Here is a 14,698-nt window from a genome sequence, read left to right on the forward strand (position 1 = left end):
AATTGAAAATCCAGTCACCAATAGTGATGTCTACTCACTAAGTACCGCCCATCTTTCCAAACATCGGCTGGCGACATCTCCACAGAGCGTCTTCAATGTCCTGAACGCTCGCATCACTAGATTCGCCAATAAAGCACTGAACTTCGACAACAACCGATCCGAAAATATTCGGAACCCAATGTTTCATGTTCAGACCATATGTATCCCTTGGTGCTCTGCACAGATGTTGCTTCAATCGCGACCTAATATTCTTGGAACTTCCGACATAAAGACAAGTCCCCACATCAGCACCAATTTTGTTCTTGTTATTCCTGGGTAGCGCGTAACCTCTAACAGATTTCTTCTCGCTGCTCTTTTTTTCGAATTTATCATACAGTTTTTCCGCCACCTCATTACTGCTCCCAGACAGACAGTAGATGAAGCGCCCTTTGACGCGATCTCCCAGAGAATTCTCGAGCCAAACCTTTGCCTCATGACCGGCCTTACTGTCGCAAATACTCTGCAACGAGAATTCTCGCTGTATAGGTTCTGATAGCTTCAAGTCACAAAGCGATTCAATTCGCTTGCGTAAATTGGTTTCGGCAAGTTGCCTGATACTATTGTCAATCATGAAAGTGCATTAATGATCATTGAGGGCTGTGACCACAAGCCATTTGACGCAACCTTTAGTGCGCAGAGGACCATTGCTCAGGCCTCTCCCCAAAAATCAGAAAACCCGACCACCAGGGGCCGGGTTTCTTGATCACGTGATGAACGCAGGATCTGCGATCAGTGCAATTTTGTATCCACGTCCGAAATGGCCGCGTCGATCAGCTTGTTTGCCGATGCTGCGGTCATTTGTGCCGAGATCACCTTGTCTGCGACGGCAACCGCCACGGTGATGGCCTGATCGCGCACTTCCTTGACAGCAGAGGCTTCGGCAGAAGCGATCTGGTCCTGGGCAGCGGCCAGACGACGTTCGATGGACTCGGCCAGATCTGCCTTGGCCTGTTCAGCAGCCAGAGCGGCTTCTTCACGGGCGGCGGCAACGATCGCGTCGGCCTGGACCTGAACTTCCTGTTGCTTGCGCTCATAGGACGCCAGGATGGTCTGAGCTTCTTCACGCAGGGCGCGTGCTTCGTTCAGTTCTTCCTGGATGCCATCGGCCCGCTTGTCCAGCTGACCACCCAAAAGGCTGGGCACTTTGACCAGCAGCAGGATGCCAATGAACAGCAGGAACGACAGCAGAACAACAAAGTTCGTGTTGCCCAGCGACAGGAACGGACCGCTGGCCGCAAATGCGGGGCTGGTCACACCAACAGTCAGGACAAGGGCGAGAAGATTACGCATGTCTCTTATCCTTTCATCTGGTCTGCAACGGCCGCGGCCACTGCATCGGCGTCGGCCTTGCCACCCAAAGCCGCCACGATTTCCACCGCAGTGTCGGACGCAACCAACCGTGCAGTTTCGGTCGCTTCGGCACGAATGGCCGAAATGGCTTTGGCCGATTCTTCTGCTTTCGCAGAGATTTCGACGTCCGCCTTGGCGATTGCCTCGTCCAGATCAGCCTGGATTTCGGCGCGGGTTTCGGCAGAGATGCGCTGTGCATCAGCACGGGCATCGGCCAAAGCCTTGTTATAGGCGTTTTCGGCCTCGACTGCTTTTGCCTTCAGATCGTGGGCAGCAGCCAGGTCGTTGGTAATGGTACCCTGACGTTCCGCCAGCACGGCTGCAATGCGGGGCAATGCGACGCGCGACAGGACCAGGTAGATCACGACAAGCGTGACCACGAGCCAGAAGATCTGGTTCGAAAAGGTCGAGAAGTCCAGCTGCGGCATTGCCGAGCCACCGCCGTGTGCGGCCTCGGCAGCCCCGTGGGCTGTATCGGTTGTAGTGCTCGCCATGTCGTCCTCCTAAGGAACTTGCCGTTACATTGGGCGGTACATCCGGTATCCGGCGCACCGCCCAACCGTAAGGAAATAGGTTCCGAAGGGTCTTAGACGGCGAACATCAGCAGCAGAGCGACCAGGAACGAGAAGATGCCCAGAGCTTCTGCAAACGCGATGCCGATGAAGAGAGTAGCAGTCTGACCAGCAGCTGCCGAAGGGTTGCGCAGAGCGCCAGCCAGGAAGTTGCCAGCTACGTTACCAACACCGATAGCGGCTGCGCCGGAACCGATTGCTGCCAGGCCTGCGCCGATGTGTGCGAGATCGCCTTCCATGTGTATTCTCCTTACGATGGAATTGTTGGGATTAGATGATGAGTAGGTTCGAAACTTAGTGCGACGGATGCAGAGCGTCCTTCAGGTACACACAAGTCAGAATGGTAAAGACATACGCCTGGATAAAGGCCACCAGGACCTCCAGCGCATAGACCGCGGTGATGGCAAAGATCGGCAGGAAGCTGAACAGGCCCAATGCGCCTGCAAAACCCGCGAACACTTTCAGAACCGCGTGGCCCGCCATGATGTTACCCGCCAGACGAATAGAGTGGCTGACAGGGCGAACAAAGTACGAGATCAATTCGATGATCGCCAGGATCGGACGCAGCGCCATCGGCGCGCTCGACACCCAGAACAGACCCAGGAACCCGGCGCCGTTCTTGACAAACCCAACCACGGTCACGGTGATGAACACCAATGCGGCCAGGATTGCGGTGACGGCGATATGCGATGTGGTCGAGAACGACATGGGCAACAGACCCAGGAAGTTGGCCACAACGATAAAGATGAACAGGGTCATGATGTAGGGAAAGAACTTGATCGCGTCCTTGCCGGCCACATCTTCGACCATCTTGTAGATGAACCCATAGGCCAGCTCGGCAATCGACTGCGCCCGGCTGGGCACGATGGCGCGGCGCGATGTGCTCAGCACCAGCAACGCGATGGTTGCGACGATGGTCAGCGCCATCCACAGCGTCACGTTGGTGACCGAAAACATGCCGACATGGCCACCAAACAGCGATTTGACTTCGAACTGCTCCATGGGATGGATCTGCAGGCCGGATTGCTCAGGCGCGAACAACAGCCCCGAAACCAGCACCACTGCCAAAACGATATAGAAAAATATCTTGCCCATCAGTTCGTTTCTCCTGTCGCCCGGTGATCATTCGGCGTGATCAATCCCGGCTTTCCGTGTCTTTGTCGGCCTGTTCGGCCAGTTTCTGTTCCTGGATCTCCTGCGCGCTGCGGAGCATTGTTTTCACCCCGGCGGCGAGACCCATCAATGTAAACAGCACCAGAAAGATCGGGATTGTCCCGAACAGGCTGTCCAGCCCGTATCCGATGCCAAAACCGATCCCCAGACCGGCAACAAGTTCAATCACCATGCGCCAGGCCTGATTGGCGAGGCTATAGTGCTCATCCGCGCGGGGCTTGGGCGCTTGCGCCTGCTTTGCCTGTGCGAGCCGCGCCTCAAGCTGCGCCATGCGCTGCTTTTGGTCGTCATCAGTCACCGGCGTTTCCCTCACGCTTGTTCATGGGTGGTGCTAAGGCGTCGGGGGCACAGAGTCAATTGTTCAGACGGACTCTTTCGCCGCACCCTATCCTATTGAAAATAAACCGATTCCCAAGAAAGAAGGGATTCGAAACACCCCATCCACAGGCTAGGATCGCCCCACAAACAGGAAAATCCCCCGAAAATGCATATTCAACCTTTTGGTTGATCTTGCAAATCCAGCATTTACCCGACTAGGGCCACCCATCAGGTTAGATCAACACACTCAACTGTCAGCCAGATACTTTTGGCCAAACCAGATCCCGCCGGACCAGGGAACAGGAGACATGCGAACCTGAGCTACCCCCCGAAATTCGGCCATTGAAATAAGCTGCGAACTTCACTGGTCGGATTTTCAATAGCTTCCGTGATAGAAGGCAGGCCTCTCTCGACGTGCAGGACTGTCGTCAAGACGACATCGCCGTCTCGGTTATCTCAGGTCATTCGTGCGGCAATCAATGTGACCAGTTTTTGATGATCCATATCGAAGTTTCGAATACCTTCAGCCAGTTTTTCTGTGGCCATTGCGTCTTTATTCATGCGCCAACGGAAAGTCGCCTCATCCATTGGAGCTTCGGTGATCTCGCCCTTCTTATCGGGTGCAAGCACGCGCGCAAGCTGGCTGTGATCATTGCTCAATTCATCAAGCAAACTGGGTGCAATCGTCAGGTTGTCACACCCAGCTAAAGCCTTGATTTGGTCTGTGTTACGAAAGGACGCCCCCATCACGACTGTGCTTATCTTATTGGCTTTATAATAGTCGTAAATTGCGCTTACCGACTTTACGCCCGGATCGTCGGTTGGTGCGTAATGATCCCGGCCTTCATTCTTTTTGTACCAATCGGTAATGCGGCCAACGAATGGTGAGATCAAATATGATTTGGCATCGGCGCAGGCAACGGCTTGTGCCATGGAAAAGAGAAGTGTCAGGTTGCAATCGATACCTTCCGCTTGCAGGGTTTCAGCGGCGCGGATGCCTTCCCATGTTGCAGCCAACTTGATTAGGATCTGGCTCTTATCGACGCCACGTTTTTTGTATTCATTGATAATGGCGCGCGCACGCAAGACCGACCTTTCGGTATCAAACGACAGACAAGCTTCAACCTCAGTCGAGACGCGGCCCGGGACCAGCGCCGCAAGTTCAGCCCCCATTGCAACCGTCAGGACTTCGGTCACCTCTTCGGGTGTCATACCCACAGTTTTGCCGGCCTCGACTTCGCGTGCGATTAATTCTTCGGATGCCGCATGTTCCAGAGCCTTGAGAACCAGAGACGGATTAGTTGTGCAATCAATCGGCTCATATGTCCGAACCGCCGCAAGATCGCCGGTATCAGCGACAACAGTTGTCATAGTGCGGAGTTGATCCAGGACATTTGTCATTAGAGTATTCCTTCTTTGCGCCACGGTGTTGGCGGCAACGGCTAGAATAAGGTCGAACAGTCAGGGCTGAAACCAAAAGGGTCAATCTTTCCAAGCGTCTCTGAAGCTTTGCAAACGCGTTGAATAGAGATCCGACAGCGTTGGATCTGCCGTGTAGGCCTGACGCACTTTTGACGGCATAAGGACGTCATCGGCGGTTGCATTGCCCGTTCCCAATATTGCGAGTCTCGCCGCGCCCAATGCGGCCCCTTGCGCGCCGCTGTCAGGCACATCAAGCGTCAGCCCAGTGATGCTCGCTATCATTTTAAGCCATACCGCCGATTGACTGCCTCCGCCTGAGACGCAGGCTGAACCTGGGAGCGAGCCACACGCATCAAGTGCTGTACAGCAATCGGCGAAGGCAAAACCGACCCCTTCCATAACCGCCTGCACCATGTCGGCTAACGTATGATCGCGGCGCAGGCCGTGGAACGCACCTGTCGCGTTTGGGGCGTTATGGGGTGTGCGTTCGCCCGATAGGTACGGCAGGAACGTGATGGGGGAGGGTGCGCTCACGTCTGCCACGAGGCTGGACAGGGCCGCAGGCGTTTGGCCGGTGATCTGGCTAAGCCAAGCAAGCGCATCGGTGGCACACAGAATGACACCCATCTGATGCCACGTCTCGGGCACCGCGTGGCAAAAACTATGGACGGCGCTGTCGGTGTTGGTGGCGAATGTATCCGTCACCGTGAAGAGCACGCCGGATGTGCCCAGCGACAGAAAACCTTGACCGGGGTGCACAACGCCAAGCCCGCAGGCGGTCGCCGCATTGTCCCCCGCACCACCTGCGACAGCGACAGGGCCTGTGCCCCATTGCGTTGCAAGTTCGGCGCGTAAATCGCCCGCTTTTTCGCTGCCTTCAACCAATCGGGGCATGTGGTCGCGGGTCAGCCCCGTGGCCGCGAGCAGGTCATCGGACCAATCGCGTTTGGCCACATCGAGCCACAGGGTGCCTGCCGCATCCGACATCTCTGAGACGTACTCTCCGGTCAGCCAGAAGTTGATGAAATCTTTGGGCAGCAAAATTTTGCGCGTCTTTGAAAAAATCTCAGGTTCGTTCTTTTGCACCCAACGCAGTTTCGGGGCGGTAAAGCCAGCCATAACGATGTTTCCGCCGATGCCGCGAAAATCTGCGCGCGCTTCAAGCTCATCGCATTCGGCAAGGGATCGCCCGTCGTTCCACAAGATCGCAGGGCGTAACGGTTTATCATTGGCATCCAACAACGTCGCACCGTGCATCTGGCCAGACACGGCAATTCCCCGCAGCGCCGAAAATTCGGCGGGGACTGCGGCGCACACTTGGGCTATCGCGGCTTCACAAGCGGTGATCCAAGACAGTGGGTCTTGTTCGCTCCACATCGGATGAGGGCGCGCAACAGTGAGTGGGCCATGACCCTCAGACAAAACGTTTTGATCGCCATCAATGAGCAGCGCTTTGACACCAGATGTGCCGAGGTCAAGACCAAGATATGTCACGTGCGTCTCATTTTTTTGTTGGAAAAGGTGGCCACCGGCGGAACCGCCGATGACCTTGGGAGAGCTATTAGAACGGGCTGTCAGGATAGTAGAAGTCCATCGCGTTCTCTTGCGTGATCAGGACCGACCCGATCACGAAGTCGCCAGACACAGGGGCGTTCGACGTCAGACCAACAGCCGTCAATTCAATCGCTGTTGCGATCATTGAAGGCGGATAAGTCACGTTGGCAGGGATCATTGCGTCGCCGTCGGCTGTCCGCTTAATCATTTCCTTCATACCAGCACCGCCAAGGACGAACTGCACATCATCACGACCCGCCGCTTCGATCGCAGCCAGAACACCAATGGCCATGTCGTCATCAGAGGCCCAAACAGCATCGATGTTGTCATACTTGGACAAGAAATCCTGCATCACAGTAAAGCTGTCGTCACGGTTCCAGTTGCCGTGCTCCATGTCCAGCACGTTGATGCCGGACCCTTCGATTGCGGCTGTGAACGCATCCACACGCTCGTTGTCGATGGTCGTGGGGATGCCACGGAAGACAACGATATCGCCGCCGTCAGGCATCTTGGACACCATGTAATCGCCGGACACTGTGCCAAAGCCCGTGTTGTCGCCTGCGACATACAGGTCCTCAATACCAGCGACAGACAGACCACGGTCAACAACAGTCACCCATGCGCCGCTATCTGCAACAGCCTGAACAGGCGGTGTCAGCGGGTCGGATTCAAACGGCAGAACAACCAGCGCGTCAATGTTGCGCGTGGCGACCATGTCTTCGATATCGTTGACCTGCTTGCCCGGATCGGACGCCGTTGCCAGAACGAAGTCGAGACCTGGATAGACCTCTTCGAGACGCTCGACAGTTTCAGCGGCGTGGAAGTTCATGCCACCGGCCCAACCGTGTGTCGCAGCGGGAATGGACACGCCGATCACCTTGACCTCGTGACCATCTGCAAATGCAGCCCCGCTGACAGCTGATGCCAGTGCGGCCGCGATAAATGTTTTAGTAAATTTCATGGTTGCTCCTCCCTTGAAGCGTTGGCTTGCAGCCTAAGATGCCGCCTTCCGTTCGCGCTGTAGGATCACAGCGAGAATGATGATGACCCCTTGGATCGCGCCGTTCAGGTAGGGCGACACAAAGTCGGTCAAATTCAGAATATTGCCGATCAGGCTGAGGATCAGCACACCGATAACGGTGCCCCAGACCCGGCCAAATCCGCCCTTCAGGACAGTGCCGCCGATGATCACAGCGGCGATGGCCTCCAGTTCCCACAGCACCCCAGTTGAAGCAGATGCCGAACCCAAGCGCGGCACATACATGATGGTCGCTATGCCCACCAAAATGCCAAGTGCGGCATAAGAAATCAGGCGCGTACGGCGCACGTTCACGTTGGAATAATGCGCGACATGTTCGTTTGATCCGGTGGCAGCACAGTGGCGTCCATAGGTGGTGCGCGACATGATGATCTCTCCGATAATCACGACACCCGCAAAAACGATGATCGGCCAGCTGATCCCAAGGATGCCGTCAAAGTAGACCGGGCGGTAAAACGTGCGCAGACCGAAATCGAGCGACAGCGTGCCCCCGTCGGCCAGCCACGTCACCAGGCTGCGGTAGATGCCCATGGAGCCGAGCGTGACGATAAACGCCTCAATCCCCAAGGTCGTGATCAGAAAGCCGTTCAAAAGCCCGGCAAGCATGCCTGCAATAATCGCGGTCAGCATGCCCAAGAGGATGATCGGAATGCCGATCCCCAAGCTTGGCAGCGCCGCGTTCATCACCAAGATCATCAGCCCCGCGATAAAGGCCGCCATCGATCCGACAGATAAATCCAAGCCCCCTGCGGTGATCACAAAGGTCATGCCCACCGCGATGATCCCGATAAAGGCAGAGCGCGCCAGAACGTTGGTGATATTGGCCGCACTCAGGAAATTGGAGTTCAACATCGCGCCGATGATCAACAAGACTACCAAGGCAATAATGGGGCCCAGCACGGACATCGACGGAAGACGCATGCCGCCAGATTGAGGTGTGGTTGTTTCAGTCATCTGTTTCCCTCAGGCCATTTCCGGCGTTTTGTCAGTGCGCAATCCCATGGACAGGCGCACGATTGCGTCTTCATTAATGTCGTCGGGGGCCAACATGCCGCTGACAGCGCCAAGGCGCATGACCATGATCCGGTCCGCCAAACCGATGAGTTCAGGCATTTCAGAGGTGATCACGATGATCGCGTGCCCCGCATCTGCCAGCCTGCGCAGGAAGGCGTAAATCTGTTGTTTGGTGCCGATGTCGATGCCACGGGTGGGTTCATCGACGATCAAGACGCGGGGCTCAGAGAGCATGACCTTCGCCAGCAGCAGCTTTTGCTGATTGCCGCCGGACATATTGCCGACCTGCACATCACGGGTGCCCGCGCGGATATCAAATTCTGTGATTGCGTCGGTCAGGGCGGTTTCCTCGGCGCGGCGGTCAATCATGAAACCGCCGAATTTGTGCAAATTCGCCAGCGTCAGGTTTTCACGCATGCCGCGTTCCAACAACAGCCCGCGTAGCTTGCGATCTTCAGTCAAATAGCAAAGCCCCGCCTGCTGCGCGTCGCCGGGGCGTTTGAAACGGGCGGGTTTGTCAAACAAGGTAACTTTGGCAGCGGTTGCGGGGCGCAAACCTGCAAGGCCTTCCATCACTTCCGTCCGGCCAGAGCCGATCAACCCGCCGATCCCCAGGATTTCGCCCTGCCGCAAGGTGAATGACACGTCGCTTGCAAACCCTGGCACGCTCAGATTTTCAACCTGCAATACAACAGGCGCATCCGCCGCAACGCCCGGCTTGGTGGGATAGAGATCAGACACATCGCGACCCACCATTGCGGTGGCCATGGCATCCTCGCTCATCTCAGAGGTCGCGCCAGAATGCACAACATCGCCGTCGCGCATGATCGTTATGTAGTCCGAAATCGCGGCGACCTCATCAAGCTTATGCGAGGTAAACAAGATCGCTGTGCCCGCCGCGCGCAGGGCTGCGACTTGTTTGAACAACACGTCTGTCTCGCGGTTGGTCAGCACGGCGGTCGGTTCGTCCATGATCAAGACCCGCGCGTCGCGCGACAGAGCCTTGGCAATTTCGACCATCTGCTTTTCTGAATTGGACAGCCCAGAAACAAGCGCGTCAGGCGACACATCGCAGGCAACACGGGTCAGGTATTCCTTTGTGCGGCGTCGCATTTCAGCTTTGTCGAGCAGCGGTCCGCGTTTCAACTCCCGCCCCAGAAAGATATTTTGTTCAACGGTCAACTGTTCGGCGAGGTTGAACTCCTGATGGATCATCACGATCCCCGCCGCTTCGCCGTCTTGCAGGCTGCCGAACTGCGCGGGGTGCCCTTCAAACAGGACATCGCCCTGTGTGGGCGGCTGATAACCCGCCAAAATCTTCATCGTCGTGGATTTACCCGCCCCGTTTTCGCCAATCAGCGCATGTACGCTGCCAGCATGCAGCGCAAGATTTACGCCATGCAGCACTTCGACAGGACCGAAGCTTTTGCTGACATCTTGCAGTGCGACAAGGGGGCGGGTCGTCATAGGGTTGTCCACGCCGCGTTGCCCGCCGACGACGTGACGCAGGCGGTGATGAACCGCATTCCGTCGATGCCCGCCGAGATTCCGGGAAGGATGCCCATGGCTTTGGCGCGGTCTGTGCCATTTTGAGTTGCGCGGATCGCGTCCGCTGCCTCGTTATAGATCGTCGCAAACCCTTCAAGGTAGCCCTCAGGGTGACCGCCGGGGATGCGGCTGACGGCTTGGGATGCTTCAGTGGCACCCGCACCATTGCGCGTCAGCAAGCGTTTCGGTTCGCCATGCGGCGTGAACCACAGGTAGTTGGGGTCTTCTTGCGCCCATTCCAACCCGCCCTTTTCGCCGTAAATCCTCAGTTTCAGCGCGTTTTCATTGCCCGGAGCCACTTGGCTCGACCACAGCATCCCACGCGCCCCGCCTTCAAAGCGCAGCATCATATGGGCGTTGTCATCCAACGTCCGTCCCGCGCCAAAAGATTGCAGATCAGCGGCAAGGCTTTCGACCCGCAAGCCGCTGACAAAACACGCCAGATTATGCGCATGCGTGCCGATGTCGCCAATGGACCCACCCGCGCCAGAGCGCGCCGGATCGGTGCGCCATTCCGCTTGTTTCAACCCTGCGTTTTCCATCGGCGAGGTCAGCCAATCTTGCGGGTATTCCGCTTGCACGATGCGCACCTCACCCAAGTCACCCGCAGCGATCATCTCACGCGCCTGCCGGATCATCGGATAACCAGTGTAGTTATGGGTCAGGATGAACAGCGCCTCGGCGTCCTTCACGGCTGCCTCAAGTGCGACCGCGTCGTCCATGGTCGAGGTCAGCGGCTTGTCGCAGATCACATGGATACCGTGGGCCAAGAACGCCTTGGCCGCCGCCGCATGAACGTGATTGGGTGTGACGATAGAAACCGCCTCGATCCCGTCGTCGCGCGCGGCCTCGGCCCTGGCCATCTCCTCAAAGCTGCCGTAGGACCGTGGAATGCCAAGCGCCTGCGCACTCGCTGCGGATTTTTCAGGGGTGGAGGACAAAGCGCCAGCAACCAGTTCAAACCGGTCATCAATGCGGGACGCAATGCGGTGGACGCCACCGATAAAGGCGTCATTGCCGCCGCCAACCATGCCAAGACGAATACGGGTCATCAGTCGATCCCCAACATTTTACGGTTTGCAGCGTCGTCTGTGCCGCCATCTGCGAAATCATCAAAGGCGCGTTCAGTGACGCGGATGATGTGGTCTTTGACGAACTGCGCCCCTTCGCGTGCGCCGTCTTCCGGGTGCTTCAGGCAGCATTCCCATTCGACCACGGCCCAACCGTCAAAATTGTTCGCAGCCATCTTGGAAAAGATTGCCCCAAAATCGACCTGACCATCGCCAAGGCTGCGGAAGCGGCCGGCGCGATCGACCCAAGGCTGATAGCCGGAATAGACACCTTGGCGGCCCGTGGGGTTAAACTCGGCATCTTTTACGTGGAACAATTTGATCCGGTCTTTGTAGATGTCGATATTGTCGAGATAGTCCATACATTGCAGCACATAATGGCTGGGATCATACAGCATGTTGCAGCGGGCGTGATTGTCGACACGCTCCAAAAACATCTCAAAGGTAACGCCATCGTGCAGGTCTTCACCCGGGTGGATTTCGTAGCAAATGTTGACGTCATTGTCTTCGGCGTGGTCCAAAATGGGCCGCCAGCGTCGCGCCAGTTCGTCAAACGCTGCCTCAATCAAACCCGCTGGCCGCTGCGGCCATGGATAAACGTATGGCCACGCCAACGCTCCGGAAAATGACACATGGTTCTTGATCCCCATGTTGTTGGACGCAGAAATCGCCATCATCATTTGATCCACAGCCCATTCCTGGCGGGCCTTGGGATTGTTGTGAACAGAAGAGTCCGCAAAGCCGTCAAAGGCTGTGTCATATGCAGGATGCACCGCGACCAGCTGACCCTGCAAATGGGTCGAAAGCTCGGTGACCTCAACGCCGTTCTCTTGCGCTTTGCCCTTGAATTCATCGCAATAATCTTTGCTGGATGCCGCTTTGGCCAAGTCAATCAAACGCGCATCCCAACTGGGCACCTGTACGCCCTTATATCCGCAATCCGCCGCCCATTTGGTGATGCTATCCCAAGAGTTGAATGGGGCTTCATCGCTTGCAAATTGGGCTAGGAATAGCGCCGGTCCTTTGATGGTTTTCATGGTCTTCCTCCCTGTCCGCTTACACAAAGCGATTGACGATATTCTCCAAGATTTCCTGACGACCCGAACGCGGTTGCGGGTCGATGGGATCGGACGCAACTTGCGCTGCAATGGTGGCCAGATCACTGTCGAGCAACGTTTTACCGCCCGCGCTATCCCATCCGGCGTAACGCGCATTGCGCATTTCTTCCAATGTGCCGTCTTCGAGCATTGCGTGCGCCGCCTTAAAGCCCCGCGCGCAGACATCCATCGCCCCTGCGTGCGCCGCGATAAGGTCAACTGGGTCCAAGGATTGCCTGCGCAGCTTGGAGTCAAAATTTGTGCCACCAGTGGTGAAGCCACCCGCCTTGAGCACCTCGTAATAGGCCAAGGTAACCTCGGGGGCATTGTTGGGGAACTGATCGGTATCCCAGCCCGATTGGTAGTCGTTGCGGTTCATATCGATGGAACCAAAGATGCCAAGCGACGACGCCAGCGCCAGTTCGTGCTCAAAAGAGTGACCGGCAAGGATCGCGTGGCCTTGCTCAATGTTCATCTGAACTTCACCTTCCAGGCCAAATTCTTTGAGGAACCCGTAGACCGTCGCCACGTCGAAATCATATTGATGCTTGGACGGTTCTTGCGGTTTCGGCTCAACCAAGATCGCGCCTTTGAAGCCGATCTTATGTTTGTACTCGACCGCCATCTGCAAGAACCGGCCCGCTTGCTGGCGTTCACGTTTCAGATCCGTGTTCAGCAGGGTCTCGTACCCTTCACGCCCGCCCCAAAGCACATAGTTCTCGCCGCCCAGCTTATGCGTGGCATCCATGCAGGCTTTGACCGTCGCCGCTGACCACGCGAAAATCTCAGGATCAGGGTTGGTGGCGGCACCGGACATAAAGCGGCGGTGGCTGAACAGGTTCGCCGTGCCCCACAAAAGCTTTGTCTTTGATGTCTGCATCTTGGTGCCGAAATAATCGATGATCTCTTCGAAATTCCGCAGGCTCTCGGCAAAGCTATCGCCCTCGGGGCGGATATCGGCATCGTGCCAGCAAAAGAATGGGACGTTCAGCAAATCGAACATCTCAAACGCGACGTCGGCCTTCATTTTCGCCAAGTCCATCGTGTCGCCAAACCAAGGCCGCTGGAATGTCTCGGCGCCAAACGGGTCCCCACCGGGCCAAGCGAACGAATGCCAATAGGCCACGCCAAACCGCAGGTGATCTTCCATCCGCTTACCCGCAATAACCTCGTCGGGATTGTAGTGGCGAAACGCCAGATCGGCGCTTCCTGGTGCATAGGCCAAAGGAGAGATGTCTTTGAAAAAGTCAGTCATTTATCTTGGCTTTCGTCATATCGGTCAGGGGGTCGGCAGGCAGATTATCCCGCACGTAAATTGTCGGCATCAGGCCAGGCATCGGCGGCAAGTCGCGGTTATCGATTAAGGCGCGCAAAACGGTGAAGGCGCGACTGATTTCAACGTCGGGGCGCTGGTCGATCACTAAGTCAATCAAGCCGTCTTGCAGCGCTTGCCGGGAATGGGCGACCAATTCATGAACGACACAGAACGGCCGCCGCGACTGTGCCGCACCGATCGCTTGCACAAGCCCGCTGTTACCAGCCCCCACGTTATAAACAGCAGTGGTCTCGGGCTTACCCGTCAGAACCGCGTTGGTTTGCGACAACAAGACAGCCGCGTCATCTTTGGTCATGATGGGGTCGCACACAGTGATATGCGGGTAATCTTTCGCAATGACCTCGCAAAAACCTTGCAAACGTTCGACGTGGTCGCGGGCGTCCATTGAACCGGCAAACGTCTGGATTGACCCGTTGCGGCCAGCGTGGGCCATGCCGACCATCCGAGCAGCCGTACGTCCGGCGACGATATTATCGATGCCGATGTAGGCGGAGCGGAACTGCTGCGGAAGGTCTGATACCAGACCAATGACCGCCACCCCCCGCTCGCGCAGCGCCGCCAGCGGCTCTTCAAGACGCTGGCTTTGCAGCCCAACGATGGCAACCCCATCGAAGTCTTTCTTCACTAATTCGGCAATGCTGTCTTGCAAGCCCAAAACCGCAAAGGCTGGAACTTCGATTACCTCAACCCTCACGCGTTCAGCACTCAGGTGATCGGCCGTAAGCTGAATATGGTCATGGATGCGAGTAAAGAAAGCGTTTGATCCTTTCGGGATCAAGAATGCCAAGCGGTAGACGCGATTGCGCGACAAGTTCGCAGCGGCCACGTTGCGCACATAACCCAAAGCGGAGACTGCATCGCGGACTTTCTTGATGGATTTCGCGGCAACATTTCCACGATTATTTATGACCCGGTCGGCCGTGGCGTAACTGACCCCAGCAGCCTGCGCGACATCACTTAACGTCGGACTTGTCATGCTTCCTCCCCTCGCAACGAATCTCCCAATCGCCGCAGTGCCCCCATCAAAGGCGTCAAAATGCCATACGTCAATCATTTTTTGATAGACGTATGGCATTTTTCGAGTCGTACCTAATTCGGCGTGGCGGCCTTCGGGTATCATTAAGATTTGCACGGGACTTACGCTGATGATCTGCTTCGGATCCACC

At 56.5% G+C, this 14,698-nt stretch carries 15 protein-coding genes; all 15 read right to left on the reverse strand.

The window, feature by feature from the left end; genetic code table 11:
* Positions 1-37: 37 nt before the first annotated feature.
* The 15 genes from K3727_20180 to K3727_20250 all read right to left on the reverse strand — a co-directional run bounded on the left by K3727_20180 (position 38) and on the right by K3727_20250 (position 14,697).
* Positions 38-610 carry a GIY-YIG nuclease family protein gene (locus K3727_20180; protein UWQ91032.1) on the reverse strand — a complete coding sequence of 191 codons (573 nt, stop codon included), beginning with the start codon at positions 608-610 and terminating at the stop codon, positions 38-40.
* Positions 611-768: 158 nt separating this feature from the next.
* A complete protein-coding gene (locus K3727_20185; GenBank protein ID UWQ91033.1) occupies positions 769-1,329 on the reverse strand; it encodes a F0F1 ATP synthase subunit B in 561 nt (186 codons plus the stop codon).
* A gap of 5 nt (positions 1,330-1,334) precedes the next feature.
* The gene (locus tag K3727_20190; protein ID UWQ91034.1) at positions 1,335-1,883 is read right to left on the reverse strand and encodes a F0F1 ATP synthase subunit B'; all 549 of its coding nucleotides are present in this window, start codon (positions 1,881-1,883) and stop codon (positions 1,335-1,337) included.
* Between the two features lie 92 nt (positions 1,884-1,975).
* The gene (locus tag K3727_20195; GenBank protein UWQ91035.1) at positions 1,976-2,200 is read right to left on the reverse strand and encodes a F0F1 ATP synthase subunit C; all 225 of its coding nucleotides are present in this window, start codon (positions 2,198-2,200) and stop codon (positions 1,976-1,978) included.
* 55 nt (positions 2,201-2,255) lie between these two features.
* Complete coding sequence (locus tag K3727_20200; protein UWQ91036.1) at positions 2,256-3,056, reverse strand: F0F1 ATP synthase subunit A; 801 nt, start codon at positions 3,054-3,056, stop codon at positions 2,256-2,258.
* Positions 3,057-3,096: 40 nt separating this feature from the next.
* Positions 3,097-3,432, reverse strand: coding sequence for an AtpZ/AtpI family protein (locus tag K3727_20205; protein ID UWQ91037.1), 336 nt, complete (start codon positions 3,430-3,432; stop codon positions 3,097-3,099).
* A 476-nt stretch (positions 3,433-3,908) separates the two neighbouring features.
* Entirely contained in the window at positions 3,909-4,853 is a 945-nt protein-coding gene (tal, locus tag K3727_20210) for a transaldolase (GenBank protein ID UWQ91038.1), read from the reverse strand.
* An 81-nt stretch (positions 4,854-4,934) separates the two neighbouring features.
* On the reverse strand, positions 4,935-6,368 hold the full coding sequence (xylB, locus tag K3727_20215; GenBank protein ID UWQ91039.1) for a xylulokinase: 1,434 nt from the start codon (positions 6,366-6,368) through the stop codon (positions 4,935-4,937).
* Positions 6,369-6,435: 67 nt separating this feature from the next.
* Positions 6,436-7,389 (reverse strand): ABC transporter substrate-binding protein, encoded by a 954-nt coding sequence (locus tag K3727_20220; protein UWQ91040.1) that lies wholly within the window; start codon positions 7,387-7,389, stop codon positions 6,436-6,438.
* 33 nt (positions 7,390-7,422) lie between these two features.
* Entirely contained in the window at positions 7,423-8,388 is a 966-nt protein-coding gene (locus K3727_20225; GenBank protein UWQ93471.1) for an ABC transporter permease, read from the reverse strand.
* A gap of 42 nt (positions 8,389-8,430) precedes the next feature.
* Complete coding sequence (locus K3727_20230; GenBank protein ID UWQ91041.1) at positions 8,431-9,948, reverse strand: sugar ABC transporter ATP-binding protein; 1,518 nt, start codon at positions 9,946-9,948, stop codon at positions 8,431-8,433.
* Positions 9,945-11,081 (reverse strand): Gfo/Idh/MocA family oxidoreductase, encoded by a 1,137-nt coding sequence (locus K3727_20235; GenBank protein ID UWQ91042.1) that lies wholly within the window; start codon positions 11,079-11,081, stop codon positions 9,945-9,947. The genes K3727_20230 and K3727_20235 overlap by 4 nt, the downstream gene beginning before the upstream one ends.
* On the reverse strand, positions 11,081-12,136 hold the full coding sequence (locus K3727_20240) for a sugar phosphate isomerase/epimerase (protein UWQ91043.1): 1,056 nt from the start codon (positions 12,134-12,136) through the stop codon (positions 11,081-11,083). Before K3727_20240 ends, K3727_20235 begins: the two co-directional genes overlap by 1 nt.
* Before the next feature lie 19 nt (positions 12,137-12,155).
* Positions 12,156-13,451 (reverse strand): xylose isomerase, encoded by a 1,296-nt coding sequence (xylA, locus tag K3727_20245; GenBank protein UWQ91044.1) that lies wholly within the window; start codon positions 13,449-13,451, stop codon positions 12,156-12,158.
* Positions 13,444-14,697 (reverse strand): LacI family DNA-binding transcriptional regulator, encoded by a 1,254-nt coding sequence (locus K3727_20250; GenBank protein ID UWQ91045.1) that lies wholly within the window; start codon positions 14,695-14,697, stop codon positions 13,444-13,446. The genes xylA and K3727_20250 overlap by 8 nt, the downstream gene beginning before the upstream one ends.
* Position 14,698 lies beyond the last annotated feature (1 nt).

This window comes from Rhodobacteraceae bacterium M382, from assembly GCA_025141015.1.
Taxonomy (GTDB): Bacteria; Pseudomonadota; Alphaproteobacteria; order Rhodobacterales; family Rhodobacteraceae; genus Aliisedimentitalea; species Aliisedimentitalea scapharcae.

Bases quoted from the DNA above. Each gene is read 5' to 3' on its own strand.
- K3727_20200 (UWQ91036.1), bottom strand. From the start codon at position 3,056: ATGGGCAAGATATTTTTCTATATCGTTTTGGCAGTGGTGCTGGTTTCG.
- K3727_20225 (UWQ93471.1), bottom strand. From the start codon at position 8,388: ATGCGTCTTCCGTCGATGTCCGTGCTGGGCCCCATTATTGCCTTGGTA.
- K3727_20240 (UWQ91043.1), bottom strand. From the start codon at position 12,136: ATGAAAACCATCAAAGGACCGGCGCTATTCCTAGCCCAATTTGCAAGC.
- K3727_20185 (UWQ91033.1), bottom strand. From the start codon at position 1,329: ATGCGTAATCTTCTCGCCCTTGTCCTGACTGTTGGTGTGACCAGCCCC.
- K3727_20220 (UWQ91040.1), bottom strand. From the start codon at position 7,389: ATGAAATTTACTAAAACATTTATCGCGGCCGCACTGGCATCAGCTGTC.
- tal (UWQ91038.1), bottom strand. From the start codon at position 4,853: ATGACAAATGTCCTGGATCAACTCCGCACTATGACAACTGTTGTCGCT.
- K3727_20230 (UWQ91041.1), bottom strand. From the start codon at position 9,948: ATGACGACCCGCCCCCTTGTCGCACTGCAAGATGTCAGCAAAAGCTTC.
- K3727_20195 (UWQ91035.1), bottom strand. From the start codon at position 2,200: ATGGAAGGCGATCTCGCACACATCGGCGCAGGCCTGGCAGCAATCGGT.
- K3727_20180 (UWQ91032.1), bottom strand. From the start codon at position 610: ATGATTGACAATAGTATCAGGCAACTTGCCGAAACCAATTTACGCAAG.
- xylA (UWQ91044.1), bottom strand. From the start codon at position 13,451: ATGACTGACTTTTTCAAAGACATCTCTCCTTTGGCCTATGCACCAGGA.
- K3727_20190 (UWQ91034.1), bottom strand. From the start codon at position 1,883: ATGGCGAGCACTACAACCGATACAGCCCACGGGGCTGCCGAGGCCGCA.
- K3727_20235 (UWQ91042.1), bottom strand. From the start codon at position 11,081: ATGACCCGTATTCGTCTTGGCATGGTTGGCGGCGGCAATGACGCCTTT.